Source organism: Pseudomonas parafulva NBRC 16636 = DSM 17004, from assembly GCF_000730645.1.
Taxonomy (GTDB): Bacteria; Pseudomonadota; Gammaproteobacteria; order Pseudomonadales; family Pseudomonadaceae; genus Aquipseudomonas; species Aquipseudomonas parafulva.
This window is the reverse complement of sequence record NZ_BBIU01000016.1, coordinates 174788-192828: the sequence shown is the minus strand read 5'-3', so window position 1 is coordinate 192828 and position 18041 is coordinate 174788. Positions and strand designations below refer to the sequence as shown.

General features: G+C 63.4%; 18 protein-coding genes. 13 read left to right on the top strand and 5 right to left on the bottom strand.

The annotated features are described in order from the left end of the window. Positions 1–21 precede the first annotated feature (21 nt). The 11 genes from rsfS (at position 22) to PPA02S_RS12370 (ending at position 10493) form a co-directional block, all read left to right on the top strand. Complete coding sequence (gene rsfS / locus PPA02S_RS12420; RefSeq protein WP_028632758.1) at positions 22–453, top strand: ribosome silencing factor; 432 nt, start codon at positions 22–24, stop codon at positions 451–453. Between the two features lie 6 nt (positions 454–459). Then, positions 460–927: a 23S rRNA (pseudouridine(1915)-N(3))-methyltransferase RlmH gene (gene rlmH / locus PPA02S_RS12415; RefSeq protein WP_028632757.1), complete on the top strand. Its 468-nt coding sequence runs from the start codon at positions 460–462 to the stop codon at positions 925–927. Between the two features lie 16 nt (positions 928–943). Then, the gene (gene mrdA, locus PPA02S_RS12410) at positions 944–2833 is read left to right on the top strand and encodes a penicillin-binding protein 2 (protein ID WP_028632756.1); all 1890 of its coding nucleotides are present in this window, start codon (positions 944–946) and stop codon (positions 2831–2833) included. 38 nt (positions 2834–2871) lie between these two features. Then, the gene (gene rodA / locus PPA02S_RS12405; RefSeq protein WP_042139378.1) at positions 2872–3975 is read left to right on the top strand and encodes a rod shape-determining protein RodA; all 1104 of its coding nucleotides are present in this window, start codon (positions 2872–2874) and stop codon (positions 3973–3975) included. 17 nt (positions 3976–3992) lie between these two features. Then, the gene (gene mltB, locus PPA02S_RS12400) at positions 3993–5003 is read left to right on the top strand and encodes a lytic murein transglycosylase B (RefSeq protein WP_028632755.1); all 1011 of its coding nucleotides are present in this window, start codon (positions 3993–3995) and stop codon (positions 5001–5003) included. After that, positions 5004–6005: a septal ring lytic transglycosylase RlpA family protein gene (locus PPA02S_RS12395; RefSeq protein WP_028632754.1), complete on the top strand. Its 1002-nt coding sequence runs from the start codon at positions 5004–5006 to the stop codon at positions 6003–6005. It begins immediately after the preceding gene. Between the two features lie 268 nt (positions 6006–6273). Further along, positions 6274–7434: a D-alanyl-D-alanine carboxypeptidase family protein gene (locus tag PPA02S_RS12390; RefSeq protein ID WP_028632753.1), complete on the top strand. Its 1161-nt coding sequence runs from the start codon at positions 6274–6276 to the stop codon at positions 7432–7434. A 72-nt stretch (positions 7435–7506) separates the two neighbouring features. Continuing rightward, positions 7507–7782: a DUF493 domain-containing protein gene (locus PPA02S_RS12385; RefSeq protein ID WP_028632752.1), complete on the top strand. Its 276-nt coding sequence runs from the start codon at positions 7507–7509 to the stop codon at positions 7780–7782. Beyond that, positions 7782–8429, top strand: a complete 648-nt coding sequence (gene lipB, locus PPA02S_RS12380) for a lipoyl(octanoyl) transferase LipB (protein WP_028632751.1) — start codon at positions 7782–7784, stop codon at positions 8427–8429. The genes PPA02S_RS12385 and lipB overlap by 1 nt, the downstream gene beginning before the upstream one ends. 2 nt (positions 8430–8431) lie before the next feature. Next, the gene (gene lipA, locus PPA02S_RS12375; RefSeq protein WP_028632750.1) at positions 8432–9448 is read left to right on the top strand and encodes a lipoyl synthase; all 1017 of its coding nucleotides are present in this window, start codon (positions 8432–8434) and stop codon (positions 9446–9448) included. Positions 9449–9554: 106 nt separating this feature from the next. Beyond that, on the top strand, positions 9555–10493 hold the full coding sequence (locus tag PPA02S_RS12370) for a S66 peptidase family protein (RefSeq protein WP_028632749.1): 939 nt from the start codon (positions 9555–9557) through the stop codon (positions 10491–10493). A 40-nt stretch (positions 10494–10533) separates the two neighbouring features. Here PPA02S_RS12370 and PPA02S_RS12365 read toward each other — a convergent pair whose 3' ends face one another. The 5 genes from PPA02S_RS12365 to leuS all read right to left on the bottom strand — a co-directional run bounded on the left by PPA02S_RS12365 (position 10534) and on the right by leuS (position 16550). Further along, on the bottom strand, positions 10534–11850 hold the full coding sequence (locus PPA02S_RS12365) for a lytic murein transglycosylase (protein ID WP_028632748.1): 1317 nt from the start codon (positions 11848–11850) through the stop codon (positions 10534–10536). A gap of 60 nt (positions 11851–11910) precedes the next feature. Next, entirely contained in the window at positions 11911–12075 is a 165-nt protein-coding gene (gene arfA / locus PPA02S_RS12360; protein WP_028632747.1) for an alternative ribosome rescue factor ArfA, read from the bottom strand. Positions 12076–12199: 124 nt separating this feature from the next. Then, a complete protein-coding gene (holA, locus tag PPA02S_RS12355; RefSeq protein ID WP_028632746.1) occupies positions 12200–13237 on the bottom strand; it encodes a DNA polymerase III subunit delta in 1038 nt (345 codons plus the stop codon). A 39-nt stretch (positions 13238–13276) separates the two neighbouring features. Next, a complete protein-coding gene (locus PPA02S_RS12350) occupies positions 13277–13882 on the bottom strand; it encodes an LPS-assembly lipoprotein LptE (RefSeq protein WP_028632745.1) in 606 nt (201 codons plus the stop codon). Positions 13883–13943: 61 nt separating this feature from the next. After that, on the bottom strand, positions 13944–16550 hold the full coding sequence (gene leuS, locus PPA02S_RS12345; RefSeq protein WP_028632744.1) for a leucine--tRNA ligase: 2607 nt from the start codon (positions 16548–16550) through the stop codon (positions 13944–13946). Between the two features lie 230 nt (positions 16551–16780). Here leuS and PPA02S_RS12340 point away from each other — a divergent pair, with 230 nt between their 5' ends. Together PPA02S_RS12340 and PPA02S_RS12335 are read left to right on the top strand one after the other, a co-directional pair. After that, the gene (locus PPA02S_RS12340) at positions 16781–17095 is read left to right on the top strand and encodes a hypothetical protein (RefSeq protein WP_028632743.1); all 315 of its coding nucleotides are present in this window, start codon (positions 16781–16783) and stop codon (positions 17093–17095) included. Between the two features lie 116 nt (positions 17096–17211). Further along, the gene (locus PPA02S_RS12335; protein WP_028632742.1) at positions 17212–17973 is read left to right on the top strand and encodes a YdcF family protein; all 762 of its coding nucleotides are present in this window, start codon (positions 17212–17214) and stop codon (positions 17971–17973) included. Positions 17974–18041 lie beyond the last annotated feature (68 nt).

The window sequence follows — 18041 nt, the reverse complement described above, 5'->3', positions numbered from 1 at the left end:
AACGAGTTGAACGAGTTTTATATGAGCAAGCAGAAAACCAACGGCATCGCTGGCGAAGACCTGGTCAAACTGACCATCAGCGCACTGGAAGACGTGAAGGCACAAGATATCCAGGTCATCGACGTGCGTGAAAAGCACAGCCTGACCGACTACATGATCATCGCCACCGGTACCTCCAACCGCCAGATCAACGCGATGCTGGAAAAGGTCCGTGAAGCGGTCAAGAAAGAAGGCGCCCAGCCACTGGGTGAAGAAGGCAAGGGCGACAGCGATTGGGTGCTCCTGGACCTGAACGATGTCATCGTGCACATGATGACCGCCGCTGCCCGCCAGTTCTACGACCTGGAGCGCCTGTGGGTGGGTGCCGAGCAAAGCCGCGCCGCCGATGCCAAGCATCACAGCCCGGAAAACACCAGTGACTACTTCACCGACAAGCTCAAAGACCGCGAGTAAGGCGCCATGCGTCTGCGCCTGATCGCGGTCGGCTCGCGCATGCCGAAGTGGGTGGAGGAAGGCTGGCACGAATATGCCAAGCGCCTGCCTGCGGAGTTGTCGCTGGAGCTGGTGGAAATTCCGCTGAATACCCGCGGCAAGAATGCCGACGTCGCCCGCCTGATTCGTCAGGAGGGCGAGGCCATGCTCGGCAAGGTGCAGCAGGGCGAGCGCATCGTCACGCTCGAGGTGCATGGCAAGCCCTGGAGCACCGAGCAATTGGCAGGCGAGCTGGACCGCTGGCGGCTCGATGCACGCACGGTCAACCTGATGGTCGGTGGCCCGGAAGGCCTGGCGCCTGAGGTGTGTGCACGGGCCGAGCAACGCTGGTCATTGTCGCCGCTGACATTGCCGCACCCGTTGGTAAGGATACTCATCGGCGAGCAGATCTACCGCGCCTGGACGGTATTGTCCGGGCACCCTTACCACAAATGAACCTGTAAGCAGCCCGATGTCGCAGCCGATCCGCCTCAAGGACCACGAGAAAGACGCCCGTCTTGTGCGCAACCGCGTCGTGGTCGGCGCCGTGGCGGTCATGCTGCTGGTGTGCGTGCTGATTGCGCGGCTGTATTACCTGCAGATCATCCAGTACGACTACCATTCGACGCTGTCGGAGAACAACCGGGTGCATGTGCAGCCGATCCCGCCCACCCGCGGGCTGATCTTCGACCGCAACGGGGTGGTCGTCGCCGACAACCGCCCTAGCTTCAGTTTGTCCATGACCCGCGAACGTGCCGGCAACTGGCAGGAGGTGCTGGACAGCATCGTCGAGGTGCTGGAACTCACCCCCGACGACCGTGCCCTGTTCGAGAAGCGCATGCGCCAGGGCCGCCGGCCGTTCGAGCCGGTGCCCATCCTGTTCGAGTTGAACGAAGAGCAGATCGCCCGGGTGGCCGTGAACCAGTTTCGCCTGCCTGGGGTGGAGGTGGTTGCCCAACTGGTGCGGCATTACCCCCAGGGTGCGCACTTCGCCCACTCGGTAGGCTACGTGGGGCGCATCAACGAGAAAGAGCTGAAAACCCTCGACCCGGTGAACTACAGCGGTACCCATCACATCGGCAAGACCGGTGTCGAGCGGTTCTACGAAGATGCGTTGCACGGCCAGGTGGGCTATGAAGAGGTCGAGACCAACGCCCGTGGCCGTGTACTGCGGGTACTCAAGCGCACCGACCCCAAGCCGGGCAAGGACATTGTGCTGAGCCTGGACATCAAGCTGCAGGAAGCCGCCGAGGCTGCCCTGGCGGGCCGACGTGGCGCCGTGGTGGCGCTGGACCCGCGCACGGGCGAGGTGCTGGCCATGGTCAGCCAGCCGAGCTTCGACCCCAACCTGTTCGTTACCGGCATCAGCTTCAAGGCCTATGCCGAGCTGCGCGATTCGATCGACCGGCCACTGTTCAACCGCATTCTGCGTGGCCTTTACCCGCCGGGGTCGACCATCAAGCCTGCCGTGGCCATTGCCGGCCTGGACAGCGGCGTGGTCAACGCCAGCAGCCGGGTGTTCGACCCGGGGTACTACCAACTGCCCAATTACGACCACAAATACCGTAACTGGAACCGCACCGGCGACGGCTGGGTAGACCTGGACACCGCGATCATGCGTTCCAACGACACCTACTTCTATGACCTTGCGCACAAGATGGGCATCGACAGGCTGTCGAGCTACATGGGCAAGTTCGGCATCGGCCAGCGGGTGTCGCTGGACATGTTCGAGGAGTCTGCCGGGTTGATGCCGTCCCGCGAATGGAAACGCGCCACCCGCAGGCAGGCGTGGTTCCCGGGTGAAACCCTCATTCTGGGCATTGGCCAGGGCTACATGCAGGCAACGCCTCTGCAGCTGGCCCAGGCCACGGCGCTGATCGCCAACAAGGGGGTATGGAACCGCCCGCACCTGGCCAAGACCATCGAAGGCCAGCCACCGGTGGACGAAAACCCCATGGACAACATCGTGCTGCGCGACAAGGCCGACTGGGGCAGGGTTACCCACGGCATGGAGCAGGTGATGCATGGCGCCCGCGGCACCGCGCGCAAGGCAGCCCTCGGCGCCCAGTACCGCATTGCCGGCAAAAGCGGTACCGCCCAGGTAGTGGCCATCAAGCAGGGCGAGAAGTACGACCGCAACAAGCTTCAGGAGCGCCACCGCGACCACGCGCTGTTCGTCGCCTTTGCGCCGGCTGACGACCCGAAGATCGTGGTGTCGGTCATGGTCGAGAACGGCGAGTCGGGGTCGGGTGTGGCGGCGCCGGTGGTACGCCAGATCATGGATGCCTGGTTGCTCGATGAAAATGGGCGGCTCAAGCCTGAGCTCGCACCTGCCACCGTTACCCAGGAATCGCCCCTGTGATGAACAATTTCGACCGCATGCTCTCCAGCGAGGATGTGATGCGTCGCCGCGCCAGCTTCCTGCAGCGCATCCACGTTGACGGCCCTCTGCTGATCATTCTGCTCACCCTGGCGGCGGGCAGCCTGTTCGTGCTGTATTCGGCCAGTGGCAAGAACTGGGACCTGCTGCTCAAGCAGGCCACCTCGTTCGGCATCGGGCTGGTGTCCATGTTCGTCATCGCCCAACTGGAGCCGCGTTTCATGGCCCGCTGGGTGCCGCTGGCCTACCTCACGGGGGTGTTGCTGCTGGTGGTGGTGGACGTCATGGGCCATAACGCCATGGGTGCGACCCGCTGGATCAACATTCCGGGGGTCATACGCTTCCAGCCTTCGGAGTTCATGAAAATCATCATGCCGGCGACCATCGCCTGGTACCTGTCCAAGCGCACGCTGCCGCCCCATTTGAAGCACGTGGCCATCAGCCTGGTGCTGATCGGCGTGCCGTTCATCCTGATCGTGCGCCAGCCAGACCTGGGCACCGCGCTGCTGATTCTGGCATCCGGGGCTTTCGTGCTGTTCATGGGTGGCCTGCGCTGGCGCTGGATTCTCAGCGTGCTGGCCGCCACGGTGCCGGTGGCCGTGGCGATGTGGTTCTTCGTGATGCACGACTACCAGAAACAGCGCGTGCTGACCTTCCTGGACCCGGAGAGCGACCCCCTGGGTACCGGCTGGAACATCATCCAGTCCAAGGCGGCGATCGGCTCGGGCGGGGTATTTGGCAAAGGCTGGCTGCTGGGCACCCAGTCGCACCTGGACTTCCTGCCCGAAAGCCACACCGACTTCATCATCGCCGTGCTCGGCGAGGAATTCGGCCTGGTGGGTATTTGCCTGCTGTTGATCGTGTACCTGCTGCTGATCGGCCGCGGCCTGATGATCACCGCCCAGGCCCAGACCCTGTTCGGCAAGCTGCTGGCCGGCAGCCTGACCATGACATTCTTTGTATACGTATTCGTCAATATCGGCATGGTGAGCGGCCTTCTGCCGGTAGTAGGCGTACCGCTGCCCTTCATCAGCTATGGCGGAACTTCATTGGTGACGCTGCTGTCAGCGTTTGGCGTTTTGATGTCGATCCATACGCACCGCAAATGGATCGCACAGGTTTGAAAAAGGTGAAGAATTTGATGCAAGCAGTGCGTAACTGGGCTGCCCGTTGTGCGCCGTGGTTTGGTGCGGTGGGCCTGTTCGGCGCTGTACAGCTGGCCCATGCCGGCGACTATGAGCATTCGCCCCAGGTGGCCGAGCTGGTTGCCGAGATGAGCCGCGACTATGGCTTTGCCCCCGAGCAACTGATGGGCGTGTTCCGTGAAGTGCAGCGCAAGCAGTCGATTCTTGACGCCATTTCGCGGCCGGCCGAACGGGTCAAGCCGTGGAAGGAATACCGGCCGATGTTCCTCACCGATGCCCGCATCGCGCGGGGCGTGGACTTCTGGCGGCAGCATGAGGCGGTACTGGCGCGGGCCGAGCAGGAATATGGCGTGCCGGCGCAGTACATCGTCGCCATCATCGGCGTGGAAACCTTCTTTGGCCGCAACACCGGCAACTACCGGGTGATCGATGCCCTGTCGACCCTGGGCTTCGATTACCCGCCACGGGCGGAGTTCTTCCGCAAGGAATTGCGCGAGTTCTTGCTGCTGGCCCGCGATGAGCAGCTGGACCCGCTTACGCTGAAGGGCTCGTATGCCGGCGCCATGGGGCTGCCGCAGTTCATGCCGAGCAGCTTTCGCAACTACGCGGTGGACTTCGACGGCGACGGCCACATCAACATCTGGACCAACCCGGACGATGCGATTGGCAGCGTTGCCAGCTACTTCAAGCGCCATGGCTGGGTTGCCGGACAAGGCGTAGTCAGCCGTGCCACGGTGCAGGGTGAGCGTGCCGACCAGGGCCTGACCACCGGCATCGAACCGGCGAGCACAGTGGGGCAGTTGCGTGCCCTTGGCTGGTCGGTTCATGATGCGCTGCGTGACGATCTGCCAGTAACCGCCTTCCGCCTGGAGGGTGAAAACGGCCCTGAGTACTGGCTGGGCCTGAAGAACTTTTATGCGATCACTCGCTACAACCGCAGCGTGATGTATGCCATGGCGGTGCATCAGCTTTCGGAACAGCTGGTCCAAGCACGGGGCGTCAAGTAAATGCGCGCAATCATCTCTGCCACTTCTTTCAAGCTGTTCACCTGCCTGGCCGTCGGCCTGGTGCTGGCCAGCTGCTCCTCCAGCCGCCCGGCACCGCAAAGCAGCGGTGGTAATGTGGTGCGCAGCCAGCCTGGCCTTGACATCAACCGGGCGCACAAAGACGGCGCGCCCTGGTGGGATGTGGATGTCAACAAAATCCCGGACGCCACCCCCACCGTGCACACCGGCAACTACAAGGCCAACCCGTACACGGTGCTGGGCAAGACCTACTACCCGATGCAGGATGCGCGCAACTACCGCGCCGAGGGTACTGCGTCTTGGTACGGCACCAAGTTCCATGGCCAGAACACCGCCAACGGCGAGCTGTATGACCTGTACGGCATGAGCGCCGCGCACAAGACGTTGCCGCTGCCTGCCTATGTGCGGGTCACCAACCTGGCCAACGGCCGCAGCGTCATCCTGCGGGTAAATGACCGTGGCCCGTTCTACTCGGACCGCATCATCGACTTGTCGTATGCGGCTGCGAAAAAGCTTGGCTACGCCGAAACCGGCACCGCGCACGTGCGTGTGGAAGGCATCGACCCTCAGCAGTGGTGGGCCCAGCGTGGACAGACCCCGCCATTGGTGCTCAAGGAGCCGCAGGTAGCCCAGACCCAGGCCATGCCGGCCAACACCGGGCGTGTAGAGCAGTGGACCCCGCCGCCGCAGCAGCACGCGGCGCCTGTGGTGCCGGTGCAGGTGGGTGGCAACAACGTGCCGGGTGGCAACGCCGGCAGCTTCCTGCAGGTGGGGGCCTTCGCCAACCCGGACGCCGCCGAGCTGTTGCGCTCGAAGTTGAGCAGCATGGTCAGCGCGCCCGTGTTCATCAGCTCGATCGTACGCAACCAGCAGACCCTGCACCGCGTGCGCCTGGGGCCGATCAACAGCCAAGGTGAAATCCAGCAGGCGCAGAACAGCATCCGCCTGGCGAACTTGGGCCAGGCCAAGCTGGTCACAGACTGACCGGCGGGCGGCAGGCGGCACGCCGCCAGCTGCAAGCCGCAAGCTGCAAGCCGCAAGGAAAAGCCAATCTGCCTTTTCTTGCAGCTTGAAGCTTGCAGCTTGCCGCTTTTGTCATGAACTGCCGGTGCCGGCCATGTACAATGCCGGTTTTGCCCGCAGCGGCATGATGCCGCATCAGGCCGACGGCCATACAAGCAGAATGACGGGTGCTGGGCGCATGCGCTTGCCCAGGAAACATCTCAGACCATTAGCGATTTTCGAGAGACGGATGAATATCACCAACCTTGCCAAACGACTTTGCCTGCCCGTACTGCTGATGATCACGCCGGCCGCCTTCGCGGCCGAGCAGATGACCCCGGCACCACCCCAGTTGGCAGCCAAGTCCTATGTACTCATGGACGCGTCCAGCGGCAACGTGCTGGTCGAGAACAACGGTGACGAGCGCCTGCCGCCAGCCAGCCTGACCAAGCTGATGACCGCCTACATCGCCACCCTGGACATCCGTCGTGGCCAAATTGGTGAAAACGACCCCGTTACCGTCAGCGAGAACGCCTGGCGTACCGGTGGTTCGCGCATGTTCATCAAGGTGGGCAGCCAGGTCACCGTCAGCGACCTGCTGCACGGCATCATCATTCAGTCGGGCAACGACGCGTCTGTGGCCCTGTCCGAGCACATCGCCGGCAGCGAAGATGCCTTCGCCGACATGATGAACAAGACGGCTGCCGACCTGGGCATGACCAACAGCCACTTCATGAACCCCACCGGCCTGCCGAACCCAGAGCACTATTCCTCTGCCCACGACATGGCGACCCTGGCCCGTGCGATCATCAACGTCGACCCGGCCCACTACGCCATATACTCGCAAAAAGAGTTCTTCTGGAACAACATCAAGCAGCCTAACCGCAACCTGCTGCTGTGGCGCGACAAGACGGTCGACGGCCTGAAAACCGGCCACACCGAGGAAGCCGGCTACTGCATGGTGGCCTCCGCCGTACGTGACGGCCAGCGCCTGATTGCCGTGGTGTTCGGTACCAACAGCGAGCAGTCCCGCGCTGCTGAAACCCAGAAGCTGCTGACCTACGGCTTCCGCTTCTTCGAAACCCAGACCTTCTACCAGAAGGGTACCGAACTGGCCAAGGCCCCGGTGTGGAAGGGTGCTACCAGCGAAGTGAAGGCCGGCCTGGCAGAAGACCTGACCATGACCATGCCTAAAGGCCAGCTCAAGCGCCTGCAGGCTTCGATGACCATGAACCCGCAGCTGACTGCCCCCATCGCCAAAGGCGACGTGATTGGTAAGGTCGAAGTCAAACTGGACGACAAAGTGGTTCACAGCGCCGACCTGATCGCCCTCGATGGCGTCGAGGAAGGTGGTATCTTCCGCCGTATGTGGGATAGCATCCGCCTATTCTTCTTCGGGTTGTTCAACTGATACGTGACCTGCACGCCCCCGCGCAGCCGCGGGGGCGTTGTTGTTGCCACGGCTTGTGAGGCCGTTTCCGCCATGAGCGAACCAGACGTCAAATCCCATAAAATCGAATTCCCCTGCGCCGATTACCCGATCAAGGTCATTGGCGACACCGTTGTCGGCTTCAAGGACACCGTGATCGAAATCCTCAGCAAGTACGCCAAGGTCGATCTGTCCACGTTGGCCGAGCGGCAAAGCAAGGAAGGCAAGTACACCACCGTGCAGTTGCACATCGTGGCGGAAAGCGAAAACCAGCTGCACGATATCAACAGCGCCTTGCGCGCGACCGGCATCGTGAAAATGGTACTGTGATGCCCGGCTGTCTCGGTTTTCGCGAGCTTGGCCTGCAGCCCTATGAACCGGTGCTGGAGGCCATGCGGCGCTTTACCGAGCAGCGCGGCCCGGATACTCAGGACGAAGTCTGGCTGGTCGAGCACCCAGCGGTGTTCACCCAGGGCCAGGCTGGCAAGGCCGAGCACCTGCTGGTGCCGGGCGACATCCCGGTGGTGCAGACCGACCGCGGTGGCCAGGTGACCTACCATGGCCCCGGGCAACTGGTGGCCTACCTGCTGCTGGATGTGCGTCGGCTTGGGTTTGGTGTGCGTGACCTGGTGAGCCGCATCGAGCGCACCTTGATCGACTTGCTGGGCAGTTACGCCGTGCAGGCTGCCGCCAAGCCCGACGCGCCGGGTGTCTACGTCGACGGAGCCAAGATTGCCTCCCTCGGCCTGCGCATTCGCAACGGCCGTTCGTTTCATGGCCTTGCCCTGAACGTGGACATGGACCTTGCGCCATTCCGCCGAATCAACCCCTGCGGTTATGCGGGGCTGGCCATGACCCAGCTGCGTGACCTGGCAGGCCCGATCGAACTCGACGAGGTCAGGACGAGGCTGCGCGGACAGCTGGTCAAGCACCTCGACTACGCTGAGCAGACGACCCTCACGGGCGGAATCGACTGAATATGACTATTGTGCAAGAAGCCGTGCCGAACCTGATCCCTACCCAGGACGTCACCCCACGCCCGGCGCCAAAAAAGGTGGAAGCCGGGGTCAAGCTGCGGGGTGCCGAAAAAGTAGCCCGCATTCCGGTGAAGATCATCCCCACCGACGAGCTGCCGAAGAAGCCCGACTGGATTCGTGTGCGCATCCCGGTATCGCCCGAGGTGGACCGTATCAAGCAACTGCTGCGCAAGCACAAGCTGCACAGCGTCTGCGAAGAGGCCTCTTGCCCTAACCTGGGCGAGTGCTTCTCGGGCGGCACCGCCACCTTCATGATCATGGGCGACATCTGCACCCGTCGCTGCCCGTTCTGCGACGTGGGGCATGGTCGGCCGAAGCCACTGGATGTGGACGAGCCGAAGAACCTGGCCGTTGCCATCGCCGACCTGCGGCTCAAGTACGTGGTCATCACCTCCGTAGACCGTGATGACCTGCGTGACGGTGGTGCCCAGCACTTTGCCGACTGCATCCGCGAAATTCGTGCCCTGTCGCCGGGTGTGCAGCTGGAAACCCTGGTGCCGGACTACCGCGGCCGCATGGACGTTGCGCTGGAAATCACCGCGCAAGAGCCGCCAGACGTGTTCAACCATAACCTTGAAACCGTACCGCGCCTGTACAAGGCCGCGCGCCCCGGTTCGGACTACGACTGGTCCCTGGACCTGCTGCAGAAGTTCAAGCAGTTGGTGCCCCATGTACCGACCAAGTCGGGCCTGATGCTGGGCCTGGGTGAAACCGACGAAGAAGTCATCGAGGTGATGCACCGCATGCGCGAGCATGACATCGACATGCTCACCCTGGGCCAGTACCTGCAACCGTCCCGCAGCCACTTGCCGGTGCAGCGTTTCGTGCACCCGGATACCTTTGCCTGGTTCGCCGAGGAAGGCTACAAGATGGGCTTCAAGAACGTTGCGTCCGGGCCACTGGTGCGCTCGTCCTACCATGCCGACCAGCAGGCGCACGAAGCCAAGATCAAGCTCTGAGTTATAGCGTGTGCAAAAATGCCGGTGCGCCCTGGGGTAGCATCGGCATTTTTTTTGCGGCTCACAGGCCTTAAGCTGTCGGGCATACGCTATTCGGAGTTGCATGATGAACTGTGTTGAAGCCCTTGCCACTGCGTTGCCCAGGCCGGTCCGCCCGGGTAGCTGTTTTGCGGTGGTTGCCCCTGCGGGCCCGGCACGCCTGGACACGCAGAAGGCGATGCAGTGGTTTGCCGATCGCGGTTACCGCTGCCGTGTTTTCCCGGGCGCCATCCAGGCCGAGGGGTACCTGGCGGGCGCGGACAGCCAGCGGTTGCACGACCTGCAGGGTGCGTTTGCCGACCCTGAGGTCGATGCCATTTTGTGCATGCGCGGGGGCTACGGCAGTATGCGCCTGCTCGATCAGCTCGATTTCGAGCAGGTGCGGGGCAACCCTAAACCTTTGATCGGTTACAGCGACATCACGGCGCTGCACACCGCTTTCTACCGGCACACGGGGTTGATTACCTTCCACGGTGGCATGCTCAATGCCGACTTGCTGGGTGCCAAGCGGGCACCCACCGAGGCGTCGCTGTTGGCACAATTGGGCGGGCTGGTGAGGGCAGGGGAGCCGATCGTGCACCCAGCTGACTTCGCGCTGACGACCGTACTGCCAGGTGCTGCCAGCGGGCCGCTGCTGGGTGGCAACCTGTCGATGCTGGGCGCGACGATGGGCACGCTGGCGGAGCTAGACACCCAGGGCTGCATCCTGTTCATCGAAGACGTCAATGAGCCGCTCTACCGGGTTGATCGCCTGCTGACCCAGTTGCGTCTGGCGGGCAAGCTGCAGGGGGTGAAAGGGGTATTGGTGGGTGACTTTGCCGGCATCACCACGGCGGCGTTGACGCCGTTACTGCGTGATACATTTGCGCCGTTGGGTGTGCCGGTGCTGGCGGGGTGGCGCAGCGGCCACTGCGACCCCAACGTGTGCCTGCCGCTTGGCGCACGGGTGACCCTGGACAGCGATGCTCAGGCGCTGGTGCTGGAGCAGAACCTGTTCGAGGTGTGAGCGTGCCGGGGCTGCAGGGTAGCGCCGCAGCCCGGTAGCGTTACTGCTGGCGCAAGCTTTCGAGCAGCTTCTGGGTCGGGTAGCCGTCTGCCGGCCACCCCAGCTCTTGCTGGGCGGTGCGTATTGCCTTACGGGTATTGGCGCCGATGATGCCATCCGCGTTGCCCGCCTCATGCCCTCTGGCATTGAGCAGGTTTTGCAGCTCCACACGCTCGCTGCGGCTCAGGGGCAGGTCCTCTTTCGGCCAGCTACCGGCAATGAAACCCCAGCCGGTGAAGCGGTCACCCAACAGGCTCACTGCCAGCGCGTAAGCCGAAGAATTGTTGTACTTGAGAATGGCGCGGAAGTTGTCCAGCACCAGAAACGCGGGGCCTTTGGCACCTGCGGGCAGCAGCAGGGCTGCCGACAGCTGGTTGCTGCCGGCCGGCAATTGCGTGCCTGCGGGCAGTTTCACGCCCATCTCCAGCCATTCGGCTACCGGCTTGCGCTGGGTGCCGTCTGCCTGCCAGTAGTCGAAGCCGGCCGGCACCTGCACTTCGAAGCCCCATGGCTGACCGCGCTTCCAACCTGAGCTTTGCAGGTAGTGGGCCGTGGAGGCCAGCGCATCGGGTGTGCTGTTCCAGATGTCACGGCGGCCATCACCGTCGAAGTCCACGGCGTGGGTGTTGTAGGTGGTGGGGATGAACTGGGTCTGGCCCATGGCGCCGGCCCAGGAGCCACGCATGGCCTCTGGCTGGATATCGCCGTGCTGGATGATCTGCAGCGCGGCAATCAGCTGGTCCTGGGCGAACTGCGGGCGGCGGCCTTCGTAAGCCAAGGTGGCCAGTGAGCGGATAACGGACTTGTTGCCCTGGAACTGGCCGAAATTGCTCTCCATGCCCCAGACCGCAACCAGTACCTGGCGGTCCACGCCATAACGCTGCTCGATGCGGGTCAGCAGCTCGGCGTTCTGCTCCAACAGTTTTTTGCCGTTGCGCACCCGCAGAGGGGACAGCGCGCCCTCGAGGTACTCCCACACTGGTCGGCTGAACTCGGGCTGGCTGCGATCGGCCTTGATCACGTCCATGTCGGGTGTGACGCCAATGAAGGCGCGGTCGAACGTGGACGGGGCGATACCCGCTTGCAGGGCCTGTTGGCGGAAGCCTGCCTGCCATTGGGCGAAAGTTTGCAGGGGTTGGATATCGGTGCTGGTGTCAGGTGCAGCGCCAGGCACGTTCACCACAGGTGCCGGTTGCGCAGGTGCAAGCTGCAGTGCGTCGGCTGCCGTGGGCTTTTCGGCACACGCGACCAGCAGGATGAAGCTGGACGCCGCGATCAGCTGGCGGGTATCCCAACGAGGAAGAGGACGGAGGAGCATGCACAGATCCAGAATTACAGGTCAGGTGAAGACCATATCATGCCTGCAGCCCGGATGCTTTCATGCAGCCAAAAAGTAGGAAGCCTCCCAATCTCTCGATTGGAAGGCTTCGCGGCGGTAGCTGCCTTTGCCTTTTTCCGGTTGTTCCTGGCGGCAGCGGAACAGCGGTTGGGCGACGATGGACTTGGCCTTGTTGGGGCCGTGTTTTTTCGGCTTTTTGCTCATGGCGGAGCTCCCGGTGTGGGTGGGTTCGCGGCGCACTGTAGGGGTTGCAGCCGGGTGAGGCTAATTGATTGTGTTTATGGTCCGGCTTCAACCCGGGTGACCTGTTGCAAGGTGGCCTTCGCGCCTACAGGGGCGGCAGGGCGAGGCGTTGGCCAGCCATCAGCAGGCACAGCCGTGCCAGGCCGGGCCAGGGCGAGCCTTGGGCTTGCCCTTTGATCTGCGCATCGATGCGCTGGGCGTCCTGCAGCAATTGTGACCAGCGTTGCGCGGTCAGCCGTTGCAGGGCCTTGCTAACCAGCGGGCGGCGTTTGTCCCATACGGGCGGGCGCGCCTGGCTGAACGCTTTGTCCAGTGGCACACCCTGGCTGTATTGCTGGGCCAAGCCGGCCAGCAAGCGCAGCTCTCGCGCCAGGGCCCACAGAATTACCGGTGGCTCCACGCCTTCCCCGCGGAGCCCTTCGAGCATGCGCAATGCATGGGCCGCTTCGCCGTTGAGAATGGCATCGACCAGGCCAAACACATCGAAACGAGCGCTGTCGGCGACCGCGCCCTGGACGGTTTCAACCGTGATCTGGCTACCATCGGCCAGCAACTTGAGCTTTTCGATTTCCTGGGCGGCAGCCAACAGGTTGCCTTCGACACGGGCAGCAATGAGGTCCACTGCGTCACGCTGTGCGCTCAAGCCAGCCTGCTGCAGGCGCTGGTTGATCCACTGCGGCAACTGGTGCACGTCCACCGGCCAGATCTGGATGAACTGGCAGTGAGCGCCCTCGACCAGCGCCTTGCCCCACTTGGTCTTTTGCGCGCTGCCGTCCAGCTTGGGCAAGCTGATCAGCAGCAGGGTGTCTTCAGCAGGGTTGTTGCAGTACTCGATCAGCGCAGCGGCACCTTTGTCGCCCGGCTTGCCCGATGGCAGGCGCAGCTCCAGCAGGCGGCGTTGGGCGAACAGCGACAGGCTGGCCCCAGCCTGCAGCAGTGTGCCCCAATCGAAATTGGCATCGGCGCTGAACACCTGGCGCTCATCGAAGCCCTGCTGGCGGGCAGCATTGCGCACGGCATCGGCGGCCTCCTGGCACAGCAGCGGGTCATCGCCGCTGACTACGTAGACCGGGGCCAGAGTGCCTTGCAGGTGTTTGTTGAGCTGGGCGGGGGCGAGCTTCATGGGCGATGAGCAGGGCGCCCGAAGGCGCCCTGCACGGGCTTAGTTGCCCGGCACTTCCAATGGCGACTGCTGCGGCGTCTCGGCCTGCTGGCGGCGAGCAGCCTCCAGTGCTTCAGCTTCCGCCTTGGCGCGCGCGTCTGCCTTGCGCTGAAGCTCGTCCAACTGCGACGGCGTCAGGTTCTGCAGGCGCACCATCAGGGCGTTTACCAGGTCCCGGCGCATCTCGTCGCGGGCGCGCTTGGCGTCCTGCTCGGAGCCGGTGATGTTGGAGGCGTCACGCACATAGACTTTACGCACTTGCACCTTGTCGCTCAGCAGTTCCAGGTTGTTCAGGCCCTGGATGCTGTAGTCCAGCTCGGTGGTCAGCTCGAATTCAGCAGTGCGGTTGCCGCTGTTGTAGGTAACCGAGCGCTCGCGCTCCTGTTCGTTGGTCAGGGCCAGGCGGTACGGTGCGCCCGCGTGAACGTTCACGCCACTGCTTTCCAGCACCTGGCGTACCTGTACCACGGTCGGGCCATACGCGTTGCGCGCGCTGACGTCCATTTCCTTGATGTTCAGTTCGTTGGAACCGGTGCCGCGCAGCTGGAAACCGCAGGCACTGAGCATGACCGCCAGGCCGACTACCAGCAGATTGCGTTTGATCATGTTGATGCTCCCTCGTGAGCCTGTTCCGTCGGCCCGCAGTGGTTGCGGGCCGACGTTGCCATCAGTTGGCGACAATATTGACCAGTTTGCCCGGTACCACGATGACCTTGCGGATGGTCAGGCCATCGATGAAGCGCAGGACATTCTCGTTGCTGCGAGCGGCGGCTTCGACTTCCTCGCGGCTGGCGGCGGCCGGCATTTCGACCTGACCGCGCAGTTTGCCGTTGACCTGCACCACCAGGGTGATGCTGTCCTGCACCAGGGCAGCTTCGTCCACGGCCGGCCAGCCTGCGTCGATTACCGCCTGCTGGTGGCCCAGTTGCTGCCACAGCTCATGCGAGATGTGCGGGGTGATCGGTGCCAGCAGCAGGGTTACCGCTTCCAGGCCTTCGTGCAGCAAGGCGCGGTCCTGTTCGGTGGCCTGCGGGGCTTTTTCCAGTACGTTCATCACGGTCATCACCTGGGCGATGGCGGTGTTGAACTTGTGGAACTGGCCCACGTCGGTGCTGGCCTGCTTGATGGCGGCATGGATGGCGCGGCGGATGACCTTCTGCGCGTCGTCCAGGGCGGCGACGTCCAGCTTGCCCGGCAGGCCCTGGGCGACATGGGCCTGGGCCAGGCGCCAGACGCGGCGCAGGAAGCGACTGGCGCCCTCGACGCCGGAGTCGGACCACTCCAGGCTGGCATCAGGCGGCGAGGCGAACATCATGAACAGGCGGCAGGTGTCGGCGCCGTATTGGTCGATCATCGACTGCGGGTCAACGCCGTTGTTCTTCGACTTCGACATTTTCTCGGTGCCGCCGATTTCAACCGGCAGGCCGTCGGTTTTCAGGCGTGCGCCAATGATCTTGGCCTTGGCATCGCGCTCGATTTCGACGTCGGCCGGGTTGAACCAGTCCTTGCCGCCGTTGCTGGCCACACGGTAGTAGGTTTCGGCCACCACCATGCCCTGGGTCAGCAGGTTCTTGAACGGCTCATTGGAGGTGACCAGGCCTTCGTCGCGCATCAGCTTGTGGAAGAAGCGTGCGTAAAGCAGGTGCAGGATGGCGTGTTCGATACCACCGATGTACTGGTCGACCGGCAACCAGTGGTTGGCGGCTTTCGGGTCTACCATGCCGCCTTCGTAGTTGGGCGAGGCGTAGCGGGCGAAATACCAGGACGACTCGACGAAGGTGTCCATGGTGTCGGTTTCGCGCTTGGCCTCGGCGCCGCATTTAGGGCAGGTGCACGCGTAGAACTCAGGCATGCGCGCCAGCGGCGAGCCGGCACCGTCGGGTACCACGTTTTCTGGCAGGGTGACCGGCAATTGGTCTTCCGGCACTGGAACGTCGCCACAGGACGGGCAGTGGATGATCGGGATAGGGCAGCCCCAGTAGCGCTGGCGGCTGATACCCCAGTCGCGCAGGCGGAACTGGGTGCGTGACTTGCCCAGGTCCTTGCGCAGCAAGGCGGCTTCGATGGCATCGAAGGCGCCGGCGAAGTCCAGGCCATCGAATTCGCCGGAGTTGATCAGTTGGCCATGTTCGCCGTAGGCAGGCTGCCATTCGGTGCCCACTTCATCGCCTGCGCTGGTGCGCACCACAGCCTTGACCGGCAGGTTGTACTTGTGGGCGAACTCGAAGTCGCGCTCGTCGTGGGCCGGCACTGCCATGACGGCGCCGTCGCCGTAATGCATCAGCACGTAGTTGGCGACCCAGACCGGCAGCTTCTCGCCGGTGAGCGGGTGCTCCACCAGCAGGGAAGTGGCCATGCCTTTCTTCTCCTGGGTGGCCATGTCGGCCTCGGCAACGCTGCCGCCCTTGCATTCGTCGATGAACGCCTGCAGCGCCGGGTTGCCCTGCGCGGCCTGGGTGGCCAGCGGGTGCTCGGCGGCAACGGCAACGTAGGTGGCGCCCATAAGGGTGTCAGGGCGCGTGGTGAAGACCTTGAGCGCCCCTGCATGGCCAATGCTGGCCTGGTCGTACGGGAACTGCACTTCCATGCCGCGGGACTTGCCGATCCAGTTGCGCTGCATGGTCTTGACCTGCTCGGGCCAGCCCGGCAGTTCGTCGAGGCTTTCCAGCAGTTCGTCGGCGTAGTCGGTGATGCGGAAGTAGTACATCGGGATTTCGCGCTTTTCGATCAGCGCGCCCGAGCGCCAGCCACGGCCGTCGATGACCTGCTCGTTGGCCAGTACGGTCTGGTCAGCCGGGTCCCAGTTAACGGTGCCGTTCTTGCGGTAGATGATGCCTTTTTCGAACAGGCGGGTGAACAGCCACTGCTCCCAACGGTAGTAGTCAGGCTTGCAGGTGGTGACTTCACGGGCCCAGTCGATGGCCAGACCCAGGCTCTTGAGCTGGGTCTTCATGTAGTCGATGTTTTCGTAGGTCCACTTGGCCGGGGCGACGTTGTTTTTCATCGCCGCGTTTTCAGCAGGCATGCCGAAAGCGTCCCAGCCCATCGGTTGCAGGACGTTCTTGCCCAGCATGCGCTGGTAGCGGGCGATCACGTCACCGATGGTGTAGTTGCGCACGTGGCCCATGTGTAGCTTGCCGCTCGGGTACGGGAACATCGATAGGCAGTAGTAGGTATCTTTGCCTGGCTGTTCGGTAACAGCGAACGATTGTTGCTCGTCCCAGAACGTCTGGGCGGCGGCTTCTATGTCACGGGGCGTGTATTGTTCGTGCATGGCTACTTTTGGCTGAGAGAGAAAAGACCTTGTTGCAGGCAGCGAAACCTAGCTGCATCCGGCACTCCGGTGTCGCCTGGAGTGAACGCCGTAGCATACAGCAGCGCTGCGTATCGTGGGAAACCTTCGTTGCGAATGCCCGCTGGTCGCGGCGCCCGGCTGCTTTTGGCATCGACGCTAAGCTCAGTGGTGGGGGGAGATATGGTCATTATCTTCAATGAGGTGAACGGATGGGAGAGTCGCAGCTACCTGCAATCAAACCAGAACTTTACGAACGGCTGATCGACCGCCTTGGGCTGGCCCTGGAGACGGCCAGGGCGTCGGTGCAGTTGCGTGACGAGATGCCTGCGGAACTGGAATTGCGTGGTTTGAGCCACGCCGAGTTCGAGGTGATCAGGGCTTACCTGGAATCGTTCCGGGCGCGCCCCGAGGGCTGTGCCGGCAGTTACCCACAAGCGGAGCCGGCATCGGCCAGGATCATCTGGCTCAAGGACAGAAAACGCCCCGCGCATGCGCCGCGTTCAAGAGCAACGTCTCATCGCTGACCAGGCCATCGTCGGGCCTGGGTCCATTTTCTGAGCGTACTCCATCGGTGCCGGTCTGCCCTTGTTGGCCGGCGCCGATGCTTTTAGGCTGCACGCCTGCCCAGGAGGTGTAGCTGATGCCCATCCGATACTTCATCAAACAATGGCTGCTGCCACCTGGCCTGTTGCTGCTGTTACTGGGTGCCGCCTGGTGGCTGCGGCGAACACGGCCCAGGCTTGCTGCGCTGTGCTTCGCCTTGGGGCTCGGCGGCCTGTGGTTGATGAGCCTGCCAGTGACGGTGCAGCAAGCGGCACGGTTGCTGGAAACCGAGCCGGCGCTGGAGCCTGGCGAGTGGGCGAACCTCAGCCGCCGGGCCGATGCCATCGTGGTGCTGGGGGCTGGCCGTGAGCGCGGCGACCCTGCCTGGGCCGGGGCTGACCAGCCGACGCCGACTGCGCTGGAGCGCCTGCGTTTTGCGGCGCGCCTGGCCAAGGCTTCGGGGCTGCCGGTAGTGACCAGCGGTGGCCTGCATTACGGCACGCCGCCGAGCGAAGCCCGGTTGATGGCTGATAGCCTGGCCGAAGATTTCGGGGTTCAGGTGAAGTGGCGTGAAGAAGCCAGCCGTACCACCTGGGAGAATGCCCAGCTGACCGCAGCGCTGTTGCAGCCGCTTGGCGTGCGCCGGGTGGTGGTGGTGACGCAAGCCTGGCACATGCAGCGCTCGCGCTGGAGCTTCGAACAGGCGGGGTTCACGGTGGTGCCAGCACCGGTGGGGTTCCTGGGGCGCGAACATGGCCGCCCCTTCGCTGGCTTGCTGCCCGAGAGCCGATCGGTGTGGCAGAACGGGCAGCTAATCAATGAAATGGCAGGCTTGGCAGGCTACCGGTTGTTTTATTGAACCGCCCGCGCCCGCGCCCGCGTGCGGGGCGAGCAGAGCCTGAGGTACCCAGCGCCGCTCGCGCGGCG